This is a genomic window from Halorubrum sp. CGM4_25_10-8A, assembly GCF_005435025.1.
GTDB classification, from domain to species: domain Archaea; phylum Halobacteriota; class Halobacteria; order Halobacteriales; family Haloferacaceae; genus Halorubrum; species Halorubrum ezzemoulense.
The window spans coordinates 282,676-309,362 of the sequence record NZ_SGTX01000001.1; the positions used below are offsets into that span (position 1 = coordinate 282,676).

The 26,687-nt window shown below is 69.4% G+C and carries 26 protein-coding genes and 1 tRNA gene; 5 read left to right on the forward strand and 22 right to left on the reverse strand.

Features of this window, described 5'->3' with window-relative positions; all coding sequences use genetic code 11:
- Positions 1-29: 29 nt before the first annotated feature.
- The 13 genes from EXE52_RS01455 to EXE52_RS01515 form a co-directional block, all read right to left on the reverse strand.
- On the reverse strand, positions 30-1,532 hold the full coding sequence (locus EXE52_RS01455; protein ID WP_089307827.1) for a TrkH family potassium uptake protein: 1,503 nt from the start codon (positions 1,530-1,532) through the stop codon (positions 30-32).
- Between the two features lie 10 nt (positions 1,533-1,542).
- Positions 1,543-2,880: a Trk system potassium transporter TrkA gene (gene trkA / locus EXE52_RS01460; protein ID WP_049930049.1), complete on the reverse strand. Its 1,338-nt coding sequence runs from the start codon at positions 2,878-2,880 to the stop codon at positions 1,543-1,545.
- A 159-nt stretch (positions 2,881-3,039) separates the two neighbouring features.
- Complete coding sequence (locus EXE52_RS01465) at positions 3,040-3,933, reverse strand: mechanosensitive ion channel family protein (protein ID WP_049930051.1); 894 nt, start codon at positions 3,931-3,933, stop codon at positions 3,040-3,042.
- Positions 3,933-4,178, reverse strand: coding sequence for a YhbY family RNA-binding protein (locus tag EXE52_RS01470; protein WP_049930052.1), 246 nt, complete (start codon positions 4,176-4,178; stop codon positions 3,933-3,935). The genes EXE52_RS01465 and EXE52_RS01470 overlap by 1 nt, the downstream gene beginning before the upstream one ends.
- A 79-nt stretch (positions 4,179-4,257) precedes the next feature.
- A complete protein-coding gene (locus tag EXE52_RS01475) occupies positions 4,258-4,704 on the reverse strand; it encodes an SHOCT domain-containing protein (RefSeq protein ID WP_086216473.1) in 447 nt (148 codons plus the stop codon).
- A gap of 61 nt (positions 4,705-4,765) precedes the next feature.
- Positions 4,766-5,272, reverse strand: coding sequence for a DUF5797 family protein (locus EXE52_RS01480; protein WP_089307828.1), 507 nt, complete (start codon positions 5,270-5,272; stop codon positions 4,766-4,768).
- Positions 5,269-6,573: an Asp-tRNA(Asn)/Glu-tRNA(Gln) amidotransferase subunit GatA gene (gene gatA / locus EXE52_RS01485; protein ID WP_089307829.1), complete on the reverse strand. Its 1,305-nt coding sequence runs from the start codon at positions 6,571-6,573 to the stop codon at positions 5,269-5,271. Before gatA ends, EXE52_RS01480 begins: the two co-directional genes overlap by 4 nt.
- On the reverse strand, positions 6,574-6,909 hold the full coding sequence (gatC, locus tag EXE52_RS01490) for an Asp-tRNA(Asn)/Glu-tRNA(Gln) amidotransferase subunit GatC (protein ID WP_089307830.1): 336 nt from the start codon (positions 6,907-6,909) through the stop codon (positions 6,574-6,576).
- Positions 6,910-6,979: 70 nt separating this feature from the next.
- Entirely contained in the window at positions 6,980-7,423 is a 444-nt protein-coding gene (locus EXE52_RS01495) for a DUF5788 family protein (protein WP_089307831.1), read from the reverse strand.
- Positions 7,424-7,475: 52 nt separating this feature from the next.
- Positions 7,476-7,991: a universal stress protein gene (locus EXE52_RS01500; RefSeq protein WP_049930059.1), complete on the reverse strand. Its 516-nt coding sequence runs from the start codon at positions 7,989-7,991 to the stop codon at positions 7,476-7,478.
- Positions 7,992-8,189: 198 nt separating this feature from the next.
- Positions 8,190-9,344, reverse strand: a complete 1,155-nt coding sequence (locus EXE52_RS01505) for a pyridoxal phosphate-dependent aminotransferase (protein WP_049930061.1) — start codon at positions 9,342-9,344, stop codon at positions 8,190-8,192.
- A gap of 27 nt (positions 9,345-9,371) precedes the next feature.
- Entirely contained in the window at positions 9,372-9,776 is a 405-nt protein-coding gene (gene ribH, locus EXE52_RS01510) for a 6,7-dimethyl-8-ribityllumazine synthase (RefSeq protein ID WP_049930063.1), read from the reverse strand.
- 108 nt (positions 9,777-9,884) lie between these two features.
- Positions 9,885-10,193 carry a hypothetical protein gene (locus EXE52_RS01515; RefSeq protein ID WP_089307832.1) on the reverse strand — a complete coding sequence of 103 codons (309 nt, stop codon included), beginning with the start codon at positions 10,191-10,193 and terminating at the stop codon, positions 9,885-9,887.
- 164 nt (positions 10,194-10,357) lie between these two features.
- Between EXE52_RS01515 and msrA the strand changes: the two genes are divergently transcribed.
- Complete coding sequence (msrA, locus tag EXE52_RS01520; protein ID WP_049930066.1) at positions 10,358-10,897, forward strand: peptide-methionine (S)-S-oxide reductase MsrA; 540 nt, start codon at positions 10,358-10,360, stop codon at positions 10,895-10,897.
- Between the two features lie 208 nt (positions 10,898-11,105).
- Here the strand turns inward: msrA and EXE52_RS01525 are convergent, their stop codons facing one another.
- Positions 11,106-11,864: a creatininase family protein gene (locus tag EXE52_RS01525; RefSeq protein ID WP_086216466.1), complete on the reverse strand. Its 759-nt coding sequence runs from the start codon at positions 11,862-11,864 to the stop codon at positions 11,106-11,108.
- A 637-nt stretch (positions 11,865-12,501) separates the two neighbouring features.
- On the opposite strand from EXE52_RS01525, the gene EXE52_RS01530 reads away from it, so the two are divergent.
- Positions 12,502-13,182, forward strand: a complete 681-nt coding sequence (locus EXE52_RS01530; RefSeq protein ID WP_089307833.1) for a metallophosphoesterase — start codon at positions 12,502-12,504, stop codon at positions 13,180-13,182.
- 1 nt (position 13,183) lies between these two features.
- Here EXE52_RS01530 and EXE52_RS01535 read toward each other — a convergent pair whose 3' ends face one another.
- Positions 13,184-15,403, reverse strand: a complete 2,220-nt coding sequence (locus tag EXE52_RS01535; RefSeq protein ID WP_089307834.1) for a prolyl oligopeptidase family protein — start codon at positions 15,401-15,403, stop codon at positions 13,184-13,186.
- 143 nt (positions 15,404-15,546) lie between these two features.
- On the reverse strand, positions 15,547-15,864 hold the full coding sequence (locus EXE52_RS01540) for a hypothetical protein (protein ID WP_049933489.1): 318 nt from the start codon (positions 15,862-15,864) through the stop codon (positions 15,547-15,549).
- Between the two features lie 210 nt (positions 15,865-16,074).
- On the opposite strand from EXE52_RS01540, the gene EXE52_RS01545 reads away from it, so the two are divergent.
- Positions 16,075-17,154: an NAD(P)/FAD-dependent oxidoreductase gene (locus tag EXE52_RS01545; protein ID WP_049933490.1), complete on the forward strand. Its 1,080-nt coding sequence runs from the start codon at positions 16,075-16,077 to the stop codon at positions 17,152-17,154.
- 180 nt (positions 17,155-17,334) lie between these two features.
- On the opposite strand, the gene EXE52_RS01550 is transcribed toward EXE52_RS01545, so the two are convergent.
- Together EXE52_RS01550 and EXE52_RS01555 are read right to left on the reverse strand one after the other, a co-directional pair.
- Positions 17,335-17,847, reverse strand: coding sequence for a GrpB family protein (locus EXE52_RS01550; RefSeq protein WP_089307835.1), 513 nt, complete (start codon positions 17,845-17,847; stop codon positions 17,335-17,337).
- A 281-nt stretch (positions 17,848-18,128) separates the two neighbouring features.
- Positions 18,129-18,199: transfer RNA gene (locus tag EXE52_RS01555), tRNA-Gly, on the reverse strand.
- A gap of 228 nt (positions 18,200-18,427) precedes the next feature.
- Here EXE52_RS01555 and EXE52_RS01560 point away from each other — a divergent pair.
- Positions 18,428-18,952 (forward strand): DoxX family protein, encoded by a 525-nt coding sequence (locus EXE52_RS01560; protein ID WP_049932775.1) that lies wholly within the window; start codon positions 18,428-18,430, stop codon positions 18,950-18,952.
- Positions 18,953-18,965: 13 nt separating this feature from the next.
- Entirely contained in the window at positions 18,966-19,250 is a 285-nt protein-coding gene (locus EXE52_RS01565; protein WP_049897570.1) for a hypothetical protein, read from the forward strand.
- A gap of 101 nt (positions 19,251-19,351) precedes the next feature.
- On the opposite strand, the gene EXE52_RS01570 is transcribed toward EXE52_RS01565, so the two are convergent.
- Genes EXE52_RS01570 through EXE52_RS01585 form a run of 4 tightly spaced genes read right to left on the reverse strand, consistent with a single transcriptional unit; the run spans position 19,352 to position 26,505 of the window.
- Positions 19,352-21,799 (reverse strand): methyl-accepting chemotaxis protein, encoded by a 2,448-nt coding sequence (locus EXE52_RS01570; RefSeq protein ID WP_089307836.1) that lies wholly within the window; start codon positions 21,797-21,799, stop codon positions 19,352-19,354.
- A 60-nt stretch (positions 21,800-21,859) separates the two neighbouring features.
- The gene (locus tag EXE52_RS01575) at positions 21,860-22,510 is read right to left on the reverse strand and encodes a class I SAM-dependent methyltransferase (protein ID WP_049932778.1); all 651 of its coding nucleotides are present in this window, start codon (positions 22,508-22,510) and stop codon (positions 21,860-21,862) included.
- A gap of 42 nt (positions 22,511-22,552) precedes the next feature.
- Positions 22,553-24,760, reverse strand: a complete 2,208-nt coding sequence (locus tag EXE52_RS01580; protein ID WP_049932780.1) for a type II secretion system F family protein — start codon at positions 24,758-24,760, stop codon at positions 22,553-22,555.
- Positions 24,757-26,505, reverse strand: a complete 1,749-nt coding sequence (locus EXE52_RS01585) for a type II/IV secretion system ATPase subunit (protein WP_089307837.1) — start codon at positions 26,503-26,505, stop codon at positions 24,757-24,759. Before EXE52_RS01585 ends, EXE52_RS01580 begins: the two co-directional genes overlap by 4 nt.
- Between the last annotated feature and the right edge of the window lie 182 nt (positions 26,506-26,687).

A 26,687-nucleotide genomic window follows, 5' to 3' on the forward strand; every position in this document is an offset into this window, starting at 1 on the left:
AGGGGGGACGACGGGAGAGCCGCCTTGACTCAGGAGGTCCAGAACGCCTTCGTGAACAACACGAGGACCGGGATGATCTCGATCCGGCCGATCCACATCAGGACGATCATCACGGCCCGCGTACTCAGCGGGAACGTCGCGAACGTCCCGTACGGGCCCGCGTCGCCGAACGCCGGGCCGATATTGAGGAACGTGGTCGCCGCGGCCCCGAGCGCCTCGAACTCGGTCACGCGCAGGTTCGCCCGCTCGGCGTCGACGACGATGACCACGGCGAGCAGGAAGAAGATCACGATGCTCAAGAGGAGGTACGCGTAGATGTCGCGGATCGCGCCCTCGTCGACCGGCTCCCCCGATATCCGGACCGGGCGAACGGACTCCGGGTGGATCGCGGTGAAGAGGTCCCGGCGGAACGACTTCAGCGCGACCAGCCAACGCAGCGACTTGATCGAGCAGGTGGTCGACCCGACCATCCCGCCGACGAACATCCCCATGAACAGCATGTGCTTCGCAGCGGGCGCCCACAGCACGTAGTCGGTGCTGGCGTACCCGGTCGTCGTCACGATGGACGCGACGTTGAACACTGCGTGGCGGATCGTCGCCTCGGCGCCGAAGGTGACGCTCGGATCGAGGAACAGCGCGCCCCCGACGATCGACGCGAACGTCGCCATCGCGCCGAGGTAGAAGTGAAACTCCTCGTTTCGCAGCAGGCGCATCGGCTCGCCGTTGATGGCGAAGTAGATGAGGACGAAACTGGTCGAGCCGATCACCATGAACGGGACGACCGCCCACTGGATCAGCGGGTGGAACGCGCCGACCGAGAGCGGCTCCGGCGAGAAGCCGGCGGTCGCGACGGACGTGAACGCGTGCGCGACCGCGTTGTACAGGTCCATCCGCGGGTCGACGGCGAGCCCGAGCAGGAAGTACACCGCGATCGCGAGGCCGGTGAGCCCGAAGTAGATCCCCCAGATGAGCTGTGCGGTCCGCGATATCTTCGGCGTGAGCTTGTTGACGTCTTGCGTCTGTGACTCCGACTCCATCAGCTGTGCCCCGCCGACGCCGATCTCGGAGAGCACCGCGGTCGCCAGGATCAGGATTCCGAGGCCGCCGAGCCATTGGATCACCTGCCGCCACATCATGACGGACCGCGAGTGGAGCGAGAAGTCGCGCAGCACCGTCGCGCCCGTCGTGGTGAGTCCGCTCATCGACTCGAACAGCGCGTTCACCGGGTGCGCGACCGTGCCGACGCCCGCGACGACGAAGGGGATCGCGCCGACGGCGGCGACGAGGAACCAGATCAGCGCCACCGCGAGGAACGCCTCCCGCGGGCCGAGGTCTCCCTCGGGGTCCCGTACCGACCGGAACGCCGCACCGAGCGCGAGCGAGGCGGCGATCGCCGCGAGGAACGGCACGGGCGGCTCGCCGTAGTAGAGGGCTATCAGCAGCGGAAACGCGAGCGGAACCGGGAGGGCGGCGAGGACGTCGCCGGTGAGTCCCACGCTCGCCCGCCAGCCGACGCGGATCGTGGTACTCACGTGGAGGCGGTCACGCCATCGAGGCGATCTGTCCGACCGAGTCGGACTCCACGAGGAGTATCACGTGGTCACCGGCCTGAAGTACGGTGTCCCCGCGCGGGGTGACCAGCTGGTGGTTGCGCGTGATCGCGCCGATAACGAACCGCGCATCGCTCTCCGCGACGATGTCCGATATCGGTCGTCCCGTGAGCCCGCACCCCTCGGTGAGTTCGAGTTCGAGGACCTCCGCCTGGTCGTTTTCCAACACCGCGATGTTCTCCGCGACGCTCTCGTAGGTGAACCGGGTGATCTCCTCGGCGGTGACCGTCCGGGGATTGATCGCGATGTCGATGCCGATCTCCTCGAAGACGGTGACGTAGTCGGGGCTGTCGACGACGGCGATCACGCGGTCGACGCCGAGGCGCTTGGCGAGCACGGAGATGAGCAGGTTCTTCTCGTCGGAGCCGAGCGCCGTGACGACGATATCGGCCTCGTCGACGTGTTCGCGGGAGAGGAACTCGGTGTCGGTGGGGTCGTGTTCCATCACGACGGTGTCCGGGAGGTTCTCGGCGAGCCACCGCGCGCGGTCGGCGTCGCGCTCGATCAGCCGCGGCGTGAAGTCCCGCTCCTCCAGCAGCCGGGCGGTCTGATACCCGATCTCGCTGCCGCCGACGACGACGATCTCGTCGGCGTCGTCCGGCGTCGCCTCGGGCGCGATGTCGGTCGCGAACGACTGAACGCTCTCGGGGCTTCCGACCACCACCGCGCGGTCGCCGACGACGATGTCCGTGTCGCCGCGGGGGATCGTCATCTCGCCGTCGCGGAACAGCCCGACGAAGGTGAGCGACTCGAACCGGTCGGCCTCCGAGACGGTCTGTCCAGCGACGGGGCTCCCCTCGCCGATCTCGAACTCCGCCATCTGGACGAGCCCGCCGGCGAACGGGTCGACGTCGATCGCCGCCGGGAGCCCGATGACGCGGACGATGTTCTCCGCGGTCAACAGGTCCGTACACACCATGAAGTCGACGCCGAACGCGCCCTCGCTGCCCTGCCAGGTGCGGAGGAACTCGGTGCTTTTCACGCGGGCGATGGTGAACCCGTCGCCGAGCGTCTTCGCGGCCCCGCACGCGACGAGGTTCGTCTGGTCGTCGTCGGTACACGCGATGACCATGTCCGCGCGGTCGACGTCGGCGGCCGACTGGATCTCAGAGGACGTCCCGTCCCCGGCGATGGTGAGCACGTCGAGCTCGTACTTGAGCTGTTCCGCCCGGTCCGGATCGACGTCGACGACGACGACCTCGTGGTCCGACGCGAGACTCGCGGCGATGCTCGTCCCGACCTCGCCGGCCCCGATGACGACCACGTACATGGACCAACCCAGAGACCCGACCTTGAAGTTCGTTACTATCGGTGCTCGGGCGTACTCAGCGCGCCAGCGACGGGGAAGACGCCGCCAGACGGTTCGAGGCGCCGCCCTGCCGGGTGACGCCGCTCCACCGAGCGGGAGTTCTCCGCCGCGGCCGCCGCTTCAATCGTCTCCGCCGAACGACGAGGGATCCGTCCACTCGTTGCGTCCCGAGACGGTGCGCTGGGGGAACGGGATCGAGATGCCCGCCTCGTCGAAGCGCGCCTTGACGGCCTTCACGTAGTCGGCGCGCGCCTTTACGAAGTCCGCCCGCGAGGGGTCGTCGATCCAGATCCGCGACTGGAGGCCGACGTACGAGTCGGCCAGTTCGGTCAGCCGGACCGACGGCGCGGGGTCTTCGAGGATCGCGTCGCTCCTCTCGGCCTCCTCGACGATGATGTCCGTCGCCTTCTCCACGTCGTCCTCGTAGTCGATCCCGAAGACGAACTTCAGCCGCAGTGTCTTCTTCGCGACCGGGTTCTTCACCACGTCGCTCGTCAGCGCGTGGTTCGGCACCGTAAGCAGTTCGTTGTCGAAGGTGCGCACGCGGGTGACCCGGAAAGAGATGTCCTCGACGACCCCCGAGTTGCCGTTCCACTCGATCCAGTCGCCGATGCGGAACGGCTTGTCCGTGTAGATGAACACGCCCGCGACGAAGTTCTTGATCACGTCCTGGAGCGCGAAGCCGATCGCGAGCGTCGCCGCCGCCGCGATCGTCGCGAGCGAGCGCAGGAACCCCTGGTAGCCCGCCGCGCCGAACGCGACCGTGACGCCGGCGAACAGGACGAGGAACGCCACGATCTTCTGGAGCGGGCGCCGGGCGTGCTCGTCGAGCCCCTGTCGGTCGAACACCCGGCGGACGAGCGGCTTGACGGCCGCCTTGTACAGGACGTACGTCGCGGTGACGACGGCGAGGAAGATCGCGGCGTCGACGACGATGTCGGCCAGCGGACCGAGGTACGGCTCCAGCGTCCCCGCGACCGCGACGACTCCGGACGCGCCCGCGGGGGCGCCCATCAGTGGAGCACCGCCGTGTTGCCGCGCGTCTCGATCAGGTCGGCGCCGACCGCCTCGGCGAGCTCGTCGGCGAGTTCGTCGGTCGACGTGCCGCCGCGGGCCGCCCGAAGGAACTTCACCTTCACCAGCTTCCGGTCGTCGAGCTGGTCGGCAAGCTCGTCGACGACCGCGTCGACGCCGCTCTTCCCGACCCAGACGGTCACGTCGAGGTCGTGCGCCTCCTTCCGCAGTTCGTGGTCGCTCATACGCGGTCGAGTCGGCCGCGCGCATTGAAGCTTGAGGTTCGGTCGCGCCGGTCGCGTCGGAGCGGCGCGGCGCCCCGCGTCACCGCTCCCGCTCGGCTTCGCGTTCCGGAGCCGCGGCGCGGTTCCGCTCCGCCCACTCGGCGGCGTCCTCCGGCGTCTCGGTCTCCAGTAGGCGATCGAGCTTCCGCTCGAACTGCTCGTCGGTGAGGTCACCGTTCGCGTACCGGGTCCGCAGGCGTTCGAGGGCGTCCGTGGTGTCGCCGGCCGCCTCGCCGCGCTCCGCCGTCTCTCCGCGTTCGACGGGGGTCGACTCGGCCTCGGGCTCGACGGCGAGCGAGTCCTCCGCTTCCTCGTCGAACAACATCGAGACGACCGGAATGATCACGATGTACCCGAACAGCATGAACCCGAGCCACCAGTCGAACCCGGCCAGGAGGGCGCCGAGCCACGTGCCGGTGACCACCGTCGCGGCGATGCTGCTCGCGTTGCGGCGAAACCGCTCGCGGGGAGTGGCGGCGTCGCTCATTGGGAGGACGGTTTCCGTGCCGGTACAAAATCGTATCGGCACTCGGTCGGCCGACGGGCGCCTACTCCTCGACCTCGACCGTGATCTCGTCGCGCGCGACCGCCAGCCGGAACGTCGGCACGGTGCGGTAAACCACCTCGACGACGTTCTTGCGCTCCAGACTGCGGAGCGCCCGCCGCACCGCGTCCACCTCGGGATCGGCGTCGAACGCCTCGCGGAGCGCGTTGAGCACGCTCACGACGGACTGCGACCGCTCGTCCGGTCCGGCGAGCACCTCGGTGACCCGCGACTCCAGCTCGGAGACGCGGATCGTCTCCGGGACCGCGCCGCGCGCGACCGCGTCGGGCTCGACCCCGGGCTCGACGTCGACGAGGTCGTTCGCCTCCGCCGTCGCGCGGATCAGGCTGTCGTCGTCGCGGTAGTAGTACTCCTTCAGGTGGTTCTCGAGGTAGCCGTGGACCTCGCTGCCGCTCTCCATCTCCCAGGCGTCCTGGAGCTCGCCGTTCTTCGTCGGCTGGAGGCGGACCACGTCCGCCAGTCGGTCCCGCTCCTCGTCCGTGAGGCTCATCTGTCTTCAACCGCGCTCGCGGCGCGGACGATGGTCTCCTCGCCGAACTTCGGCCCGACGAGCTGGAGCCCGACCGGGAGCCCGTCGGCCTCGCCGGCGGGGACCGAGATCGCTGGGAGATTCGCGAGGTTGGCCGGCGTCGTGTTCGCGTCGGCGAGGTACATCCGCAGCGGGTCGTCGAGGCTCTCGCCTAGTTCGAAGGGGAGGACCGGCATGGTCGGCGAGGCGATGACATCTACCTCGTCGAACGCCGCCTCGAAGTCCTGCCGGACCCACGCGCGGGCGTCCTGCGCCTTCTCGTAGTACTTGTCGTGGTACCCGGCCGAGAGCGCGTACGTGCCGAGGAGGATCCGGCGCTTGACCTCCGCCCCGAACCCCTCCTCGCGCGTCTCCGCGAACGACTCGTTCCAGTTGCCGTCGGCGTCGCTCCGGTGGCCGTACCGGACCCCGTCGAAGCGCGCGAGGTTCGAGGACGCCTCCGCCATCGCGATCACGTAGTACGCCTGGACCGCGTGCTCGACGGACGGCAGGGAGATGTCGGTCGTCTCCGCGCCCTGCGCTTCGAGGTCCGCGATCGCGGCCTCGACCGTCTCGACGACGCGCTCGTCGGCGCCCTCGAACAGCTCCGTGGGGACGCCGATCGTCAGCCCCGCCACGTCGCCGTCCGCGGCCGCGGCGTAGCTCGCGTCCGGGTCCGCGCCCTCGACCTCGCGCAGGTCGCGGGTCGTCCCGTCGTGGGGGTCGTCGCCGGCGATGACATCGAGCGCTGCGGCGGCCTCCTCGACGGTGCCCGCGATCGGCCCGATCTGTTCGAGCGAGTTCGCGTACGCGATGAGCCCGTACCGGGAGACGAGCCCGTACGTCGGCTTGATCCCGACGACGCCGCAGAACGCGGCCGGACAGCGCACCGAGCCGCCGGTGTCGGAGCCGAGCGCGATGTCCGCCTCGCCCGCCGCGACCGCGGCCGCGGAGCCGCCCGAGGAGCCGCCCGGGACGCGGTCGGTGTCGACCGGGTTCCGGGTGGGGCCGAACGCCGAGGTCTCGGTCGTCGTCCCCATCCCGAACTCGTCCATGTTCGTCTTCCCGACGACCGTCGCGCCCGCGTCGGTCAGCCGGTCGACCACGGTCGCGGAGTAGGGCGGGACGTAGTCGGCGAGCATCTCCGAGCCGCAGGTCGTCCGGACCCCCTCGGTGGAGATATTGTCCTTCACCGCCACGGTCGCGTCCGCGAGGGGACCGTCCGCGTCCGCGTCGCCCTCGATCCGCTCCTCCGTCACGAAGGCGTTGATGTCGGCCGCCATCTACGACACCTTCGGGCCGACGAAGAAGCCGTCTTCCGTCTCCTCGGCGTTCGCGAGCGCCTCCTCCTGCGAGAGGCCGTCGCGGACCTCGTCGGGGCGCATCACGTTGACGAGGTCCTCCTCGCGTTCGGTCTCGGGGACCTCGTCGAGCGCCTCGAAGTACTCTAAGATGTCGCCGAACTGCGCCGCGAACTCGTCGACCTCGTCGTCGGCGAGCCGGACGCGCGCCAGGTCGGCGACGTGACGGACCTCCTCGGCGTCGACGGCGGCCGCGGCGTCGTCGCCCCCGTCGGAGGACTCCCCCGCGTCATCCGTCGACTCGGACGTATCGCTCATACGAGCAGGTGTCCCGGACCGGGAGTAAGGGTTTCGGAACGTCGCATCGGACGCCCGCCGAGGCCCGCGATCACCGGACCTCGTCGACGAAGGCGAGCCAGCGCTCGTGGCCGTCCAGCGTCGCGGAGCGGTGCTCGTCGGCGAAGTCGGGGTGGCGGATCGTCTCCAATGCGTTCAGCGCCCGGTCGATCCCGACGATCTCGTCCGCGAGCCGTTCGGCGGTCTCACGGTCGAGCGGGGGGTCATCGGGGGTGTCGCCCGCGTTGGTTTCGGCGCCTTCGCCTCGCAGCCGGGCCATCCGACGCTCGCGCTCGGCGCGGAGCGTCGACTTCACCGACGACACCTTGCGCTCGACCTCCGGCGGGACCGTGTCGACGGCGCGCGTCTCCACGATGAACTCGGAGAGGTCGACCGCGGTGCCGTCGATGGTGACCTCGTCCGGGACCGACGCGCCGACCGTCGCGCTCTGGCTGGTGACCCGGTCGAGTATCGCCTCTCGCTCGGCCTCGTCCATGCGGTCCCGTTGCGGGGCGCCGGGAAAATGTGCTGCGGTGACGGAGCGACCGTCACTCGCCGTCCGATTCGTCCGCCCGGACCGTCACGACGGGCGCGTCCGCCAGCCGCACGACCTTCTCTGTGACGCTCCCCAGCAGGTAGCGCTCGACGCCGGTGCGGCCGTGGGTCCCCATCACGATGAGGTCGGCGTCGTGGTCGTCGGCGTACTGGAGGATCGCCGAGTGAGGGGTCCCCATCTCGACGGCCGTCGTCATGTCGATGTCGTCCGGTGACTCCGCCGCGGCCCCGACGAGCTCTCTCGCGTGAGCGGTGAGCTCGGCCTCGACCTCGTCGGCGTCGACGTCCTCGTGTCTGCCGATGTAGCCCGTCTCCGGCGAGACCCCGCTCATCGCCTGGCTGTCTTCGTGGACGAACGCCCCGCTCACGCCGAGGCCGCCCTCGCGGGTGTCGACGACGTGGACCACGTGGACCGTCGCGTCGAACGCCGACGCGAGTTCGCTCACGTGTGCCGCCGCCGCTTCCGAGCCGGCGCTTCCGTCCGTCGGGAACAGTATGTTGTCGTACATCGTACCACCGAGTTGAAACTTCGCGGAGCAGCGGTAAAAACGCACCGCAGATTCGCGCTACTGGGGGATGCGGCCGCTCAGCTGGAGAATTCAGCGACGACGCACTGACGAAAAGCGAGGCGATGCGTCGACCGGGAGGGCTCCCGAGAGCGCGGCGGTGCGCCGGCCGCGACGCGCCGGTCCGGAGACCGTCCCCCGCTACAGCAGGTCGTTCGAGACGAGGCGGTCGACCGCCTCGCGCAGGCGCTCTTCGCTCGCGGCGTAGGAGATGCGCGCGTAGCCCGGGGCGTTGAACGCGCTCCCGGGGACGCAGGCGACCGCGGCCTCCTCGATCGCCGCCTCGCACCACGCCTGATCGTCGTCGTCGACGGGGATCATCATGTAGAACGCGCCGTCGCCGACGTCGACGTCGACGCCGTGCTCGTCGAACAGGTCGACGAGGAGGTCGCGGCGGTCGGCGAAGGCGTCGCGCATCTCCTCAACCGCCGCCTCGGTGTTCTCTAAGGCCTCGATCCCGGCGCGCTGGACGAAGTTCGTCGCGCAGGAGACGGAGTGGGAGTGGAGCTTCCCCGCCTCGCCGACGAACTCGTCGGTGGCGTGGAGGTAGCCGAGCCGCCAGCCGGTCATCGAGTACGCCTTCGAGAAGCCGTTGATCGTCACCGTGCGGTCGGCCATCCCGTCGAGGCTCGCGAGCGAGACGTGCTCGGCGTCGTAGACGATGCGCTCGTATATCTCGTCGGAGATGACCGCGACGTCGTGCTCGACGGCGAGATCGCGAACGCCCTCCATCGCGGCCTCGGAGAACACCGCGCCGGTGGGATTGGACGGGGAGTTGACGACGAGGAGTTCGGTGTCGTCGGAGACCGTCTCGGCGAGCTCGTCGAGCGCGGGCTCCAGCTGGAACCCGTGCGGCGCGAGGTCGACCCGAGAGAGGTCGCCGCCGGCGAGCTTCGCCATCGCCTCGTAGGAGACCCACGCGGGGTCGAGGAGCACGACCTCGTCGCCCTCGTCGATCAGCGTCTGGAACGTCTCGTACAGCGCCTGCTTGCCGCCGGGGGTGACGATCACCTCGTCCGCGTCGGCGTCGATCCCGGTGCCGCGGAGCTTCGCCGCGATCGCCTCCTTGAGTTCGGGCACGCCGTTCGAGGAGGTGTATCCCGTGTGGCCCGCGTCGAGCGCGTCCTTGCCCGCTTCGACGACGTTCTCCGGGGTGTCGAAGTCGGGCTCGCCGACCGAGAGGTCGACGATGTCGGCTCCTTCGGCCTCCTTCTCCGCCGCGAGGTTCGATATCGCCAGCGTCGCGCTGGGCTCTACGCGTCCGATCCGCTCCGAGAAGTCGTATGCGTCGCTCATGTGTCGTGTGTAGTCGGCTCGTGGGTGTCAGTCGAGTTCCTCGGCGAGGTCGATCGCCGCCGCGGCCGCGTCCGCGCCCTTGTCGATCCGCTCGCGCGCCTCCGCGCCGGACATCCCGGGGCCGCTCACGCCGAAGGTGACCGGCGTGTCCCGGTCGAGGCTCACGTCGGTGAGCTTCTCGGCGGTCGCGGTCGCGATGACCCGGTCGTGGTCGGTGTCGCCGGTGACGATGGCGCCGACGACCGCGACCGCGTCGACGTCCTCGCGGCGCGCGAGGCGGTCGGCGGCCAGCGGGCTGTCGTACGCGCCCGGCACGCTCAGTTCGTCGACGACGACGGCGTCGCGGTCGGCCGCCGCCTCGCGGGCGGCCTCGGCCATCGGCTCCGTGACGGAGTCGTTGAACCGCGCCACCACCAGTCCCAGCGAGACCATACCGGGACTGGAGCGGGCGACGGCAAAGGTCTACCGTTCGACCGCAGGGTTGCCGGGCGAACGCGTTCGGCGACGGGGGCGGTCGGAGCCCGACCGCCGGACACGAGGTCACGCGCGTGAGGCGATCGGGTCCCGTCCCGCCCACAGGACGTAGAACCCGTACAGCAGCAGCGACAGGAACCCGACCAGAAGCGAGACGGCGAGGAGGAGCCCGATCGGAGGGGGAAGCGAAACGATCGGTCCCTGTTCGAGTCCGATCACGGCTCGGAGGCCGAACCAGAGGACGAACGCCGGGAGGACGTACCGTTTGGCGCGGTTGGTCCCGGTCACTCGTTCGGCAACCACGATGACGCAGATCCCGACCAGCGGGATGAGCATGGATAGAACGTTTTCGCCACCACCGAACCACTCGATCATCTAGGGGACATCTCCGCTCGGAGAACTTGGTGCCTCGGTTCGCTGATTCCTCGGACGGGGTCCGGCACGTCGTGACCGCGATTCGAGTTAGCTGTGGATCGCCAGCCGGCACACGCGCCGCACGCCGCGGGTCATTAATACGTCTGCGACGCCAACGGGGTCCCATGACAGAGACCGAGACCGCGACGGTCGGCGGCGGCTGCTTCTGGTGCGTCGAGGCGGCGTTCAAGCAGCTCGACGGGATCGAAAGCGTCACCTCCGGCTACGCCGGCGGCCACGCGGACGACCCGACCTACCGCGAGGTGTGTACCGGCAACACCGGCCACGCGGAGGTCGTCCAGGTCGAGTACGACGCCGACGCCCTCTCCTACGAGGACATCCTCGAAGTGTTCTTCACGGTCCACGACCCGACGCAACTGAACCGACAGGGCCCGGACGTTGGGAGCCAGTACCGCTCGATCGTGCTCTCTCACGACGACGAGCAGCGGCGGCTCGCGGAGGAGTACGTGGCGGCCCTCGACGAGGAGGGCGGCTACGACGACGAGGTCGTGACCGAGGTCGAACCGCTGGAGACGTTCTACCGCGCCGAGGAGAAACACCAGGACTACTTCGAGAAGAACCCGGCCGACGCCTACTGTACGATGCACGCGCAGCCGAAGGTTGAGAAGGTCCGCGAGCGGTTCCGCGAGAAGGTCAAAGCGTAGGGACCGGTAGGGAACGCCTCCGAGGCCTCATTCATCCGTTGATAAATAGCCGGCTCCGTTGAAATCCTTAATTATTGATAGGATCGGCGTGCGAGATACGGAGGATGTAGTCAGCACCTGAACAATGTTACTTTCTCCGTCTATATCCTGAATCAGCCGGTAGAATTCGCTTGCCCATTAATCGTTCAACTTCGGTGGTGACGAGTATCTACACAGAACGACGTTCGTTCTCGATGTGATCAACGTAGGTATCCACCACGTTCTGAATGATAGTTTCGCCAGCTTCAGCGGTTGCTTCAGCCGGATCGCCAAGCACACCGTTTTGGGTGATTGTTTTGAACCCCTCGCTGAGAAGGCGAGCGGTAGAGATCTTTCCTTCGGGGCCGGGCTCGATGTTCTCCATCTTGACCAAGTCCTCATTTACCGCCAACACCACCGCTGTCTCGGCTGCGCCGGCGTGAATCACATCTTGATGGTAGTCGATTCCTGCCTCACTGAGGCCATCATTCAGTAACTGCATATGCTCGTCAAGGTCAGCGAGGGGAATCACGGTGGCCTCGATTTCTCGGCCGACATCGGGTGCGACAGTTTTGACTGGGCCGAAGTTCCCACCGTGGGTCGGGACAAGGACGATGTGTTCGAAGCCGTGTTCATCGAGCGACCGACAATATGCCCGGATCACATCCATCAATGTCTCGGGCGGGACAGTGATTGTTCCCGGGAACTCCATATGATGCCCCGAGCATCCAGGCCGAATCGTCGGCGCAGCAATCGCGTCCCCTAGTTTCTCCGCAATCCGCCGCGAGAGTTCGTCACCGTCCAATGTGTCCATGTTCAACGGGAGATGAGGGCCGTGCTGTTCGATTGAACCGACGGCGACAATCGCGGTCCGTGTTCCGTTTTCGAGCGCCGATTCGACTTCTGGCCATACCATCTCCTCAAGGAGTATTGACCCGCGAGAAGACATACAGATGATAATGTTCCCGCATAGTTTAAAAATCCTGTCACACAGAAAGAGAGCACTCAGATCGATCCGGGCATAGCCGCGAACTACGTCCCCTGTACTGAGCGATCCGGCCTGACCGAATCCGAGAGGAACTTAGTACGACACTCGCGCTCTGTATTCAGTACGAATCCAAGAACAGATAACCTGCTGAGGATTTCAACAGACCCAAACGGTCGTTTGCGAATCGGTGGAGAACACCACCGAAGCCCCAGTCGCGAGGCCGCAGTACGCTCGTTGCGCTCCTCGCTCGCTCCGCTCGCTGCGGTGCTTACGTCGCCTACTGCGGCCTCGCGACTGCCCCTTCGAGTCCCATCCGACCGCGACCGCACCGCACCTCACGGCTCCCCAGCCTCGTCACCGGACGACGTCCGGTTGTAAGCGAGAGCGGTGCTCTCGCCCTGTCGGTGGTCCGAAGCGAAGCGGAGGACCACCGACTCCCTCGCGCGTGCTCCTCGCAGCCGCCTTCGGCGGCCGCTCGCAGGCACGCGCCACCGCGGCTACCTATTGAAATGCCTCCCGAAACCTCACACCCCGGTCACTCGTCTTATGGCCCCTCTCGCCACAACCTATTCCCTCCCGCCATTCGAATCACGTCTCGATGAAGATCGGTCTCATCTCGGACGTTCACGCGAACCTCCCCGCGCTGGAGACGGTCCTCGACGACATGCCGACGGTCGACCGCATCTACTGCGCGGGCGACGTGGTCGGCTACAACCCGTGGCCCGCCGACTGCGTCGAGCGCGTGCGCGATGTCGCGGCCGCGACAGTGCGCGGGAACCACGACCGCACCGTCGAGACCCCCGAGCGCTACCGCGCCAACCGGATGGCGGAGGCGGGGCTCGAACGCGCGAAGGCGTCGCTGTCGGCCGACCAGCGCGACTGGATCGGTGATCTCCCGCGCACGGAGACGTTCGGGGGCGACCGGTACCTGCTCGCCCACTCCCACCCCGCCGCAGAGCGCGAGGACGCCTACGTCTACCCGGACGACTTCCCGACCCTCGACCGGCACATGGGGGAGTACGACGGGATCGTCCTCGGCCACACCCACGTTCAGGGGGTCCGCGAGGTGGCCGGCGGCTTCGTCTGTAACCCGGGCAGCGTCGGCCAGCCCCGCGACGGCGACCCGCGGGCGGGCTACGCGGTCCTCGACACGACGGCCGACGGGGCCGACGCGGTCGAGACGCATCGCGTGGAGTACGACATCGACAGCGTCGCCGAGGCGGTCCGCAAGGCCGATTTGCCGGACCTGACCGCCGAGCGCCTCTACGAGGGGGAGTGAGTCAGGCGCCGTCGGCGGGATCGCCGGCGGCCTCCCCGCCCACGCCGCGATCGTCGCTCCCGACCTTCACGTCCAACCGCTCGTAGAGGAACGCCCACGAGTCGGTCTGCTCGTCGACGACCATCGAGGCGGGCTTGCCGACGCCGTGGCCCGTCTCTGACTTGGTCCGCAGGAGGAAGGGGCCGCCCTCGGCCTCGTGCTGGAGCCGCGCGGTCATCTTCCGGGCGTGCGAGGGGTGGACGCGCGTGTCGCTCGCGGCCGTGGTGAAGTAGACGGGCGGGTGGGTCGCGTCGGGATCGACGTTGTGGTACGGCGAATACTCCTTGAGATACTCGAACGCCTCCGGGTCCTCGGGGTGACCGTACTCCGTCGTCCACGACTCGCCGAGCAGGAACCGGTGGAACCGGAGCATGTCCAGCAGCGGGACCGCGCACTGCGCGGCCGCCCACAGATCCGGGCGCTGGGTGACCACCGCGCCGACCGAGAGCCCTCCGTTCGACCCGCCGGCGACCGCGAGGTGGTCCGCGTCGGTGAGCCCCGACTCGCAGAGCGCCTCGCCCGCCGCGACGAAGTCGTCGAAGGTGTGCTGTTTGTCTTCCAGCATGCCGGCCTCGTGCCAGGGCTCGCCGTACTCGTAGCCGCCGCGGGCGCACACCGCCGCGAACGCGCCGCCGTCGGCGAGGAACGGGAGCCGGAACCGGCCGAACGAGGGCGTGATGCTGTTGCGGAATCCGCCGTAGCCGTACAGCACGGTCGGACGGGGACCCTCAACGTTCACTTCCTCGCGGTAGCAGACGAACACCGGCACCTCGGCGCCGTCCGTCGAGTCGACGAACCGCTGTTCGACGACGAGGTCGTCGGGAACGGGGAGGTCCACCGAGTCGACCTCCGCCGACGCGAGTTCGGGCGCGTCGCCGCCCTCGCCGACCCCGTCGCCTTCGCCCGGCGATTCGTCGGCGAGGTCGAGTTTCCGAACCGCCGGCGGGCGGTCGAAGCCGGTCAGGCCGAAGAACGCCTCGGGCGCGTCGCGGTTCCCGGAGACCCACGTGACAGAGCAGTACGACGGCAGCGAGACGTCTCGGAGGTGCGTCCCGTCGCGGTCGTGGACAGAGAGCCGCGAGTGGGCGTCCCGCTGGCGGTGGACGAGGAGGCGATCCGGGGTCGGCACGACCGACTGGAGGATCCCCTCGCCGCCGGGGAGGACCTCGCGGCACTCCTCGAACGAGAGGTCCCCCTCGCGGAAGCGGTCGACGGAGCAGGCGAGCAGCCGTCGCCGGGGTGCGCCGTGGTCCGTCGAGACGAACGCCGTTCCGTCGTGGAACCGGACGGAGGTCTCGGCGTCGGTGTCGGTCAGGACCGGCCGGAGGTCGCCGTCGACTCGGACGTACCACTCGGTGCCGCCCACCATCTCGGAGAAAGCGACCGCGAGCAGTCCCGAGTCCGGGTCAACGGTCACGCGCGGCCAGACGTGCTGGTCGTCGTGTTCGAGGAGGACCGACTCCGCGTCGGGGCCGTCCGCGAACCGGAACCGGCGGATCTCCTTGTCCATCTGCGCGCCGTCGGCCGCGCCGCCGGTGGCGACGTAGACGAGCCCCTCGTCGTCGGCCGTCCACGCGAGGCTCCCGGCGTTGACGCGGCCGCGCTCGGGGAGGGACGCGATCTCCTCGACGCCCGGGCCGTATCCCTCGGCCTCCGGAGACTCAACTCTGGAGTCGCTCGGATCGGGGACCGACAGGACGCGCACGTCGTAGTTCTCGTCGCCCCCGTCGGTGACGCCGACCGCGACACGCTCGCCGTCGTGGGAGGGGACGTACCACGCCATCGACCGGGGCGGGCGGTCGCCATCGCGGTTCGCCGCCCACGCGTTCGGGTCGACGAGGACGCGGTCGGTGCCGTCCGGCGCGTCGCGGACGACGAGCCGAGCGTGGTCCGCGCCGGGCTCGCGGACCGTTGCGAAGTACCGGCCCTCGCGAACGCTGATCGGACCGTAGTCGGCCACCTCGACGAGGTCCGCGAAGCGCGGGCGGAGGCGGTCGCGGAGGGCGTCGTCGAGCGCGGCGTCGACGTGGTCGTTCTGGGCGTCGGCCCACTCGCTGACCGCCGCGTCGTCGCCTTCGAGCCACCGGTACGGGTCGTCGACATCGATCCCGTGGAGCGTCTCCGTGACGACCTCGCGTCTGGTCTCCGGCGGGGACGGCGCCGGAGCGGACTGTCGTGACATACGTTCGCCTGTGGCCGGTGACGCAAAACGGCTGGGGTCGCGGCGGCCGCGCCCGCCGGTCGGCTCGCTTCGGGGTCAGCGAGGCGACCGGGCTCAGCGAGGCGACTCCGCCCAACGAAGCGACCCCGCCCACGATCGCGGAGTCACGGCCACAGTCCGGCGACGAACAGGAGGTTTCGGGCGGCGACCGCCAGCGAGAGCGCGCCGACGCCGCCGCACATCAGCGTCGCGACGAACCGCCGCGTCCCGCCGGCGACCGCGACCGGAACGCCGATGACCGCCATCCCGACGGCCTTCGTGAGGAGCATCCCGCCGAGGAGGCCGAACCGGGAGATGAACAGGCGGCCGACCGGCGACCCCTCGACGTACTCGCTCCCGGTGAGCGCGACGTACGTCGTTCCGACGTCGGCGGCCGCCCCGACGATCAGGAGGCCGACGGCGATGGCGAGGCGAGAGGGCACTGACTGGCCAGACGCGGTACGACCTCATAAACGTCCGGACCGCCTTCCCCTCGTCCCGCCTCGGAGTCCTGCGGTCTGACGGCGTCGCTCCGGGCGGCGGCGGCGGGACGCGCACTTCGAGTAGCGCGGGACGGTCGCGCCAGCGGTGGCTGGTCGCGGGGCGCGCACACCACGGCGCCATTTAAACCGGCGGAGCGCGTATCACGGATAATGAGTTCGTCCGACGACGAGTACGAGATCGCGGTGGTCGGCGGCGGGCCGGCGGGGCTGACGACCGCGCTGTACGGTGCCCGCCTGGGGCACGAGACGGTGCTGATCGACCGCGGCGGCGGCCGCGCCGCGATGATGGCCGACACCCACAACGTGATCGGCGTCACGGAGGAAGTGTCCGGGAACGAGCTGCTCGCCACCGGGCGCGAGCAGGTACAGTCGTACGGCGGCACCTTCGAGCGCGGCTTCGTCACCGACGTCGAGCGCACCGACGACGACCGGTTCCGCCTGTCCACGAACGACAGCGAGATCCTCGCGGACCGCGTCGTCCTCGCGACGGGCTTCTCCGACGAGCGCCCGGAGCCGCCGCTCCCGCGGAACGCGAAGGGGCTCCACTGGTGTCTCCACTGTGACGCCTACATGTTCGTCGACGAGCCGGTGTACGTGATGGGTCACGGCGAGGCCGCCGCGCACGTCGCGATGATCATGCTGAACATGACCGACGACGTGGACCTCCTGACGCGCGGCGCGGAGCCGACGTGGAGCGATGAGACCGCGACGCAGCTGGAGGCGCACCCGGTCGAGGTCGTTCACGACGACATCTCGGGCGTCGAGAACGATCCCGACTCCGGCTGGCTCGAAGCGATGGAGTTCGAGGACGGCACCCGCCGCGAGTACCGGGGCGGGTTCCCGATGTACGGCTCCGACTACAACACCGCGCTCGCCGAGGCGCTCGGCTGCGACCTGACCGACGGCGGCGAGATCGACGTCGACGACCACGGCCGCACCAGCGAGGACGGCGTCTTCGCGGTGGGCGACATCACGCCCGGCCACAATCAAGTGCCCGTCGCGATGGGGCAGGGGGCGAAGGCCGGTATCGCGGTCCACAAGGAGCTCCGCGAGTTCCCGCGGTCGACGGAGGATATCGCGCAGGACGGTCCGGTCGACGAGGACGAGGTGCCCGCCATCCCGCCGCACCTCATGGCGACCGCCGTCGCCCACGAGGGGCACGCGGGCGGGCCGCGAGACGAGGCGACCGCCGAGGCCGGCGCGGAGCAGCCCGCGGCAGACGACGACTGAGGCGCCGCGAGGTCGCGACTCCGTCCGCTCGACGCGACCCGTCTCGGACGACGGCAAGAACGGGCCCGCGTCGACACGGCGACCTCTCTGATTCCCGGCCCCGGCCCCAAGGCAGGGGCCGTCGACGGTGACGCGGCGCTAACCCGTCTCTCGCCGACGGCACCTCGACCGCGGACCGCGTCAGTCCCGTCGATCGAGGACGGCTCGCACGAACGCGCCCTTCTCGGCGGTGTACCGCTGTCGGTTCTCGGGATACCGTGCCGCGAGCCGTCGTTTCAACGAGGCGTACCGCTCGGCGAGTTCCGGATCGCTCCGAAGCGCGTCCCTGAACGCGATCTTCTCGTGGTGGAACGCGCTTCCGACTTCGGCGATCGACAGATAGCACGTACGATTCTCTGGCGGTCCCTTCGCGAGGAACACCCGCCCGTCCACCTCATCGGGGCGTCGTTCGTAGCCGTGCGTTTCGAGCGCTGGGACGAGGTCGCTCGCGGTCGTCGATTCGTCGACTACGGCGAGCACGTCGAGTATCGGCTTGGCTGGCATCCCCTCGACCGCGGTACTGCCGATGTGTTCGAACTGACGGACGCGATCACCGACTGCGCTCCGTAACCGAGCCACCTCCGTGTCGTACGCGTCGCTCCACGACTCCCGATACGGCACGACTTCGACGGTCCCCCGTGCGAGTCCGACCACACTCGGGCCTCGTCCTCGCAGTATAAATCCTTTACAGCGTTCTCTTACCTCGTTCGGGGGGTCGCTGAGCGGAACGAATCGACCGTTAAGCGACGAAGTGATTCAGAAAATGCGCCGGCCGGGACTCCCGCGAGCGAGCGGGGGTACGGCCGGCGCACGACCGAAGGGAGTGCGCCGGCCGGGATTTGAACCGAAATCGGACGTGCTCGCTCACTCCGTTCGCTGCGCGCGACTGATAGGGTTCAAACCCGGCGGCGATTTCTCTCACTTCGTTCGAGAAATGCGCCGGCCGGGATTTGAACCCGGGCCATGAGCTTGGAAGGCTCAGGTCCTACCACTAGACCACCGGCGCTCGCGTCGGTCGATGACGCATCTACACGTAGGCGGAACGACTTTCATAAGCGTTCCGTGTTCTGACGGGGCTCGAACGCGATTCCCGGCGCCGATCCGGGTATGTATACTTAAAGAGCCACGATACTGCGGACGTGTCCCAGCGCTCTAGAACGCTTTTCAGCCGCTTAGAACCCTGTACGGTACATATGTGTGTACCCACCCAACGTACATCCGTGAGGTGACACCGATGTCATACCAATCGAGCAATCCGCTGGTCGGCGAGGTCGAGTTCGCCCTAGAGGGACCGTGGGCGACCTACTGGATCGCGTTCCTGCGCGTCGTGACCGGGTGGTGGTTCTTCCACGCCGGGGTCACCAAGATCATCGAGAACGGGTTCGCGTTCACCTACGGGCCGTCGTACATGAAGGGCATGACCGGCACCGCGCTGGGCGGCATCCCCGTCTGGATGGGGAACAACCTCGCGTGGCTCATCGAGCCCGGCGTGCCGCTGTTCGAGACGCTCATCGGCCTCGCGCTGATCGCGGGGGCGTTCACCCGGTTGGCCGCGTTCGGCGGGGTCATCTTCATGGTCCTGTTCTGGGTCGGGAACGCCGGCTTCGGTCACGGCGTCGTCAACAGCGACCTGATGGGCCTGTTCCTGTTCATGACCGTGATCGTGCTCGCGGCCGGTCGGTACTACGGGCTCGACGCGCTCCTCGAACAGACGGCGCTCGTCAAGCAGAACCCCAAGCTGCGGTACCTGCTCGGTTAAGAGGTGATTCACTATGACAGACACCATTGACAAGGCGGCACGGGCGTTGAGCGCGGGACTGATGCTGTTCGGCATCGTGGTCCTCGGACTAGTCGAGACGTTCACCGGCAAACCGTTCGCCCCGGCCCCGATAACGAACGAGGCGGGCGAGGTGACCGCGATGCCGCTGATCAGCCCGGAGATCCGGACCGGCTTCGTGCTGGCCGGCCTCGTGGTGCTCGGGCTGTACGCGGCCTACCGGTTCGTGGCGCCGCTCCCCGAGGACCGAGGCGTCAGCCACGAGACGATGGCTGACTGAGAAGCGAGGCACCCGGCCGCGACATCACCGGTAGTGCTCGTCGCCGCGGGCGACGACGACCACTTTCCTTCGTTCTAACGTTCGCTGAGAGCCGTCTCCGGCTACGCCGAGTCGTCGGCGTGCGGCTCGCCTAGCTCTCCAGTTCCGTGAGCGGTGCCGCCGTCGGTGCTGGCGGGGGCGGCGTCGGACGGCTCCTCGTCCGCGCCGAACGTGAACGCCGTCTCGCCCGTCTCACCCGATCTGCCGGCGGCGGGTTCGCCGACCGAATCGCCGTCCGCGCCCCCGACAACGTCGTCCCCGGCCTCGGCGTCGACCTCGAAGCCCTCTGTCATCTCCCGCAGGTCGCTGGCGCGCTCGTGGAGGTCGTGCGCCTGTTCGGACACCTCGCCGAGCGTGGCGGCCTGCTCCTCGGCGGCAGAGGCGACGGTGGTCGCCTCGGCGGTGGTCTGTTCGCTCACGCCCGCAAGGTCGTCGACCGCGCCGGTCACCTCGTTGACCGACTGCGCCTGCGCGTCCATCGCGCCGGAGATCTCCTGAACGCCGTTGTCGGCCTCGCTCACGCGGTCGGCGACCTCGGCGAGCGCGTCCTCCGCGTCTTCCACGACGTCGACCCCGTCGTCGACGCCCTCGCGGATCGCGGCCATCTCGTCGACGCTCTCGTCGGTACGCTCGCGGAGGCTCTCGATCAGCGACTCCACCTCCGCGGCGGACGCCTGGGTCTCCTCGGCGAGCGACTTGACCTCCTCGGCCACGACCGCGAAGCCGGAGCCGGCCTCGCCCGCGCGGGCGGCCTCGATCGAGGCGTTGAGCGCGAGCAGGTTCGTCTGGTCGGCGATCTCCGAGATCGTCTCGACGATCGCGTCGACCTCCGCCATCTCGGCCTCGAGCCGCTCGACCGTCTCCGCGGCGGACTCCGAGCGGGACTCGATCGCGTGGAGCTCGTCGACGGCGTCGGCGGCCGCCTCGCGCCCCTCCTCGGTGAGCGCGTCGGCCTGCCGGGAGGTGGTCGCGACCTCGTCCGCGGAGGCGGCGACCTCCTCGACGGTCGCCGACATGTCCTCCATCTCGCCGGCGACCTCGGCCAGCTGACGGCTCTGCCGCTCCGCCCCGGCCGATATCTCGTCGACCGCGTCGCTCGTCTCCCGGCCGGCGGCGGCGGCCTCGTCGGTGCCGTCGGTGACCGCGTCGCTCCGGTCGGCCACTTCGACCGCGAACGCGTCGACCTCCGCGATCGCGGCCTCCAGCTCGTCCATCGCGTCGTTGAACTCCGCGGCGATCGCGCGGAGCGCCTCGGGGTCGTCCGGCTCTGCGTCGAGCCGAGCCGTGAGGTCGCCGTCGGCGCAGGAGGCCAATGTCTCGCCGAAGTCGCCCGCCCGCGACTCCAGGCGGTCGGCGAACGCCTCGCTCTCCGCCTTCGCCGCCTCGGCGCGCTCGCGCTGCGTCTCCGCCGACTCGATCTGCTCGCGCAGGGAGTCCCGCATGGTCGCGAACGCCCCGGCGAGGTCGCCGAACTCGTCGCGCCGCGCCGTGTCGAAGTCGACGTCGAGGTCGCCGTCGGCCAGCGCCGACGCCCGGGCCCGGAGCTGGTTCAGCTCGACGACGGTCCCCCGGCCGAGCGTCACGCCGATGAGCCCGAGCCCGACGACCGCGACGCCGACGATGAGGAGCAGGTTCCGCCCGATCATCCCCGAGAGCGCGTACGCCTCTGAGAGGGGGACGTGGACCGCGACGTACCAGGCCTCGGTTGGAACCGGGGCGTAGGCGACGAAGTACCGCTCGCCGTCGGCGAGTTCGAGCGTCGCCGACGGGACGGACCCGATCGGGTTCTGTCGGTCGAAGAGCTGCGACCGGACCGGTTCGTCGTACCGCTCGCCCGCGACGCCGTCGCGATCGCTCGCGCCGATCTCGCCGTCGGTCTCGACGATCGAGGTGAACGTGCCGTCCGTCGGTTGCCGGAAGTCGCCGACGAGCGAGCCGAGCGAGACCTCCATGACCACGTATTTTCGTTTCGGCGTCCCGGCCACGTAGGCGACCCGGCGCTCGCCGTCGACCTCGTACGTCGCCGTCGTGGTGACGGTGTCGCCGAGTAGGAGCCCGTCGTCGAACCACTGCTGGCTCGTGAGCGTCTCCGCTCGGTCACCGTTCCCGCCCGCCTCGTCGGTCGACGCGAGTACCGCGCCGTCCTCGGGGTCGATGTAGTGGAACGCAAGCACGCCGTCGCTCGCCCGAGACAGATGCGAGGAGAGATACGCCGCGACGGCGGCCGAGTCCTCGCTGTAGATGTCGTTGTCAGCGGCCTCCGCGACGGTCCCGCGCCGGTCGGCGGTCCAGCTGCCGGCTTCGGTGGCGCTCAGCTCCGCGACGGCCGTGTAGTCGCTCTGGGCGCTCGACTCGAGCTGCTCGGTCGTCTCCGCGTACGTGACGGCCCCGACGGCGCCGATCGCGAGGACGACGACGACGAGGGCGACGAGGAACTTCGCGAGGTAACTCCGGGCCACCGCGTCGGGCGCGACCCGACGCAGGACCCGTTCGAGGAAGGTGTCGGCCATTACCAGCAGGCGGTCGGCAGGGACCCTTTAATCCACCCCCGTCGATATTGTCTGTGATAATCAGGGGCGTTCCGGCTCGACTTCCGCGTAACAGTTCCCGCTGGATAGCTCCGTTCGACGCGTTTCGAGAGCGCTCTCGCCGAGATCCGTCTCGAACTCCGCGGGCGAGTAGATGTGATAGTACCGAGGCACCGTCTCGCCGCCCGGCAGCGTCCAGTCGACGGTCGTGTCGAACCCCTCGTCGCGGTCGAACCGGTCGTGGGCCGTGCTCCACGCGCTGACGAGCGCGACGCCGCCGGGCGCGAGGACGCGCGCCAGCTCGTTCAGGCTCTCGACGCGGGCGCTCCGCGGCGAGAGGTGGTGGAGCGTGGCGACGTAGACGGCGAGGTCGACCGCGCCGTCGCGGACCGGGAGCGCCGTCGCGTCGCCGTGGACGAACGCGGTCGCGTCGGCGAACCCCCGGTCGCGGGCGCGGGCCGTCGCCTCGGCGAGCAGCCCGCGGCTGAGGTCGAGGCCGACCGCGGTCTCGGTGCGCGCCGCGAGCGCCTCCGTGTGGCGGCCGTTGCCGCAGCCGACGTCGAGCGCGAGCCCCCCCGACCGACCCTCTAAGAACGACTCCACCTCGGGCCACGCGTACTGTCGCGTCTTCGAGAAGTGGGTCGCGATGCGGTCGTACGTCGACTGCGGATCGCCGGTCGGCTGCGGGTCCATACCGGCTTCTCGGCCGCGACGGGGATATGTCGACCGGACGCCTCACACCGCCCCGATCGCGGCGAACGCGACGAGCGTGAGCGCGAGCAACACCACGACGTGTTTCACGCCGTCGCGGACCGACCCCTCTCCGAGCTGTCCGGCGACGAGCCCGGAGCAGACCGCCTGGATCGACGCGGCGTGGAAGAACAGCTGCTCGTAGACCGCCACGTCGATGTCGCCGATCCCGTCCGTGATCCCGCCGGGTCCGCCGGAGACCCCGCTCCCGGTGTCGGGGAGTCCGCCGCCCGTCCCCGGGACGCCCGCCGCCTCGATGGCCGGGATGAACGACACCGACAGCGCCGCGATGATCCCGAGGAAGACGAGGAAGGAGATGTAGATGACGATGAGATACGTTAACATCACTTGTCGGCGTTCGCGCCGGAGCGCCCACGTCGCGCGCGATTCGTCGGCCGCGATCCGGAGGACGGGACCCACGTCCCCGCTCGCCTGAATCGCGTTGGTGACGAGCGCGACCGCCCGGGAGGTCATCGGCGACCGGACCCGTCGCTCCAGCCGGCGCAGCGCCGTGGAGACGTCCGCCCCCCAGTCGATGTCTCGGCGCGTCCGGCGGAGGTCCTCCGTCAGGGCTTCCAGGTTCGAGTCGGCGACGCGGCGGACGCTGCCGACCACGTCGGTGCCCGCCTCGTTGACGCTGGCGAGCCGGTCGAGGAAGTCCGGCACCGCGGACTCGACGCGGCGGACGCGGCGCTTGCCGAACTCGTAGGCGACCGCGTACGCCGCGAGGACGAGGGCGGTCGCGACGACGAGCGGGCCGTCGACTTGGTCGATCATCTCCATGGGCGTCCCGAGCGTGACCGGGAACGCGAAGACGAGCAGCCCGACGACCGCGGCCGGGACGACGGCGAGGAGCACCGTTCGCGGCGAGGCGAGCACCGTCTCGACCGGCGACGCGACCAGCCGCCGCACGCTCCGGAGGCGGTCGTACACGCGGAGCCGCTCCCGGCTCGCCGCCCAGCGGTCCGCTCCGGTACCGCCCGCGCCGGCGCCGTCCGCCCCGGAACCGCCCGCGCCGCTCTCGGCGGCCGCTCCCCCGTCGAACCGCGGCGAGTCGCCCCGGTCGCCGGGCTCGTCCGTGGCGTGGCGCACGCCCGTGACCGAGGGGGTGTCCGGGTCCGCGAGCGACGACTCCGCGACGGTCTCGGTGCCGCCGACGCCCTGCGTCACGCTGTCGACGTAGACGACGAAGCCGAAGGTGGCGAGCGGCACGCCGAGGTAGACGACGACGCGGAGGAGCGGGAGGGTGTCCTGTAAGACGAGCCCGATGACGACGAGGATGGTGATGAAAAACAGCGGGCCCGCGACCAGCGCCGTCACGTACGCCTCGGCGAACGTCGAGAGCAGTTCGAGGTACTGCTCCTGTTTCGCCTCCGCCTCCGCCTGATAGCGCTCGTACTGGTCGTTGAGGAACTCCGACACCGACTGCCCGGTGCCGAGGACGGACGCGAGGTTCTCCGAGAAGTCGGCCAGGTCGTCGCTCGGCGTCCGCCGGGAGATGCGCTGGAGCGCGGTGAGCGCGTCGGTTCCGAAGGCGTTCATGTCGCGGACCGCGACCGACAGCTCGGCGGCGGCCTCGCCGTACACCTCCTCGTTCTCCGCGAGCGTGTCCATCACCCGGGGAAACGCCATCCCGGAGCGCGAGAGCGCGTACATGAACGCGACCGTCCGCGGCAGCGTGGCGTCGATCTCCGCCGCCCGCGCGGCGGCGCGCTGGTCGAGCAACTGCCACCGAGCGAGGTAGGCGCCGAGCGCGAGGCCGGAGCCAACCGTCGCGGAGACGACCGCGAGCAGGACGAACAGCCGACCGAGCCCGAGGTCGGCGAGCCGCGCGACGACCGCGACGAACTCGACCGACCCCGGGAGCGCCGCGCGGATCGCGGCCTCGCCGACGTCAAGCGCGGCGAGCAGCGCGCCGGCCGCGTACACGCCGATGACGCTGCCGGCGACCCCGAGGACCGCGGCGTACAACAGGGTCCGGGAGGCGTACACGCGGTGCGTCGTGCCGGCGACGTGGGCCGCGCGCATCCGGTCGCGCTGAGCCTGCCGCCGCGCCTCGTTCTCGCCGACGTAGTCGCCGAACGCCGACAGGGCGACGCGGGTGACGAACAGGTCGGCCCGGTCGTCGACGAGCGGCAGCGCGAGCGCGAGACAGACCGCGACCGCGGCGACGAGGGGGAGGTACTCGATCATCGGTCCGTGGCGTCGGATCCCGCGTCTCCGGCGCGCGCGCCGTCGCCGTCGGAGGCGTCGGGGCCGCGGTCGGTGCCGCCGCCCGGCGAGGCGTCTTCGGCCGCGAACTCGTCGGGGTCGACGCCGTCGGCCGCGGCGGCGCGCTCATCGAGCTTCTCCATCACGCGGTCGGCGTCGGCGTAGTACTCGTTGACGAGGGCGGTGAACGTGCGGTAGTCGTCGATGCCGAGCGCGGAGAGGAGTTCGAGGAATCGCTCGCGGCGCCGGACCTCGCGGAGCAGCTCCGACCGGGACCAGCCGCGGTCGTCGGCGATCTCCTCCAGCAGCGACGAGTCGTTGCGCCGGAACGTGTCGGAGTCCGGCCGCCACTCGAACGCCGAGGAGTAGTCGAGCTCCCCGGTGCGCTGGTCGATACCGCCGATCTCGCCGATCGTCTTCGCGCGGCGGACGCGCTCGTCGTCGGCGCGGGTGAGCGTCTGGACCGACAGCATGTCGAGCGACTGAACCATCGCGCGCGGCACGTTGATCGGCTCGTTCTCCAGCCGGTTGATCACGGTCTCGATCGAGTCGGCGTGCATCGTCGAGAACGTGGTGTGACCGGTGTTCATCGCCTGGAAGAGCGTGATCGCCTCCTCGCCGCGCACCTCGCCGACGACGATGTACTCGGGGCGGTGGCGCAGCGCCGACCGCAGAAGGTCGTACATGTCGATGTCGGTCCCCTCGTACCGGCGCTCGCGGGTGACCGCCGAGAGCCAGTTGTCGTGGTACAGCGAGAGCTCGCGGGTGTCCTCGATGGTGAGCACCTTCGCCCGCGGCGGGACGAACATCGACACCGCGTTCATCGAGGTGGTCTTCCCGGACGCGGTGCCGCCCGCGAAGATGAGGCTCTTGTTGTGCTCGATACAGAGCCAGAAGTACGCCATCTGCTCGACGGAGAACGTGCCGTACTCCACGAGGTCGACGGGGGTGAACGGGTCCTCGGCGTACTGGCGGATCGTGAACGCCGAGCCGCGCGGGGTCACCTCCTCGCCGAGCGCCAGCTCCGCGCGTGAGCCGTCGGGGAGCGTCGTCTCGACGATGGGGTCGCCGACCGAGACGTGGCGGCCGGACTGCTGCGCGAGCCGGATCACGTAGCTGTCGAGCGCCTCCTGTCCGAAGGAGACGTTCGTCTCGATGTCGGTGTACTCGTCGTGGTAGACGAAGATCGGGAGGTCGTAGCCGTCACAGGAGACATCCTCGATGTGGCGGTCGTTCAGCAGGGGGTCGACCTTCCCGAAGCCGCGGAAGTCGCGGTAGAGGTAGTACACCAGCGCGTGGAACGTGTCCATCTCGGCCTCGACGCCGTACCCCTCCAGCAGCGTCTCGAGTTCGGTCCTGAGCGTCTCCTCGTCGGTCTTGCCGCTCCCCTCGCGGTAGAGGAGCGGATCGCGGATGTCGTCGACGACGCGGTCGAGGAGCTCGCGCTCGAACGCGTCGAGCTCGGGCTCGACCGCGTAGTAGCGGTGTTCGCTCTCGGCGTCGTCGTAGGTGATCACGACGTACGCGTACGGCGCGTTCACCCAGTACCGGTCGACTTCGGTCTCGTCTTCCGGAACGACGAACGACGCGAGCGGGCCGTCCTCGCCCGGGCGAAACGGCCGGACGTCGAGCGTCGACCCCTGAAGCAGCTCCCACGTCCGGGAGAGCCGCCGCTGGAGGGCCTCGATCCGGTCGCCGAGGTCGCTCCCGCTGGCCTCGCTCGCCATGGATACGGTGCCCTAGAGGCGGGGGGAAGTTAAACTACCCCCGACGATTATCAGGACCGACATCGAGGTCCGCCGCCGCGGTCCCGACCGAGTGCCGATCCGGTCCCGGCGCGGACGCCCGAGCATCGTCGGTTCCGCGCCGCCGCTCCGCCCGTTACGTTGATACGGCCGGACCGCAAAGC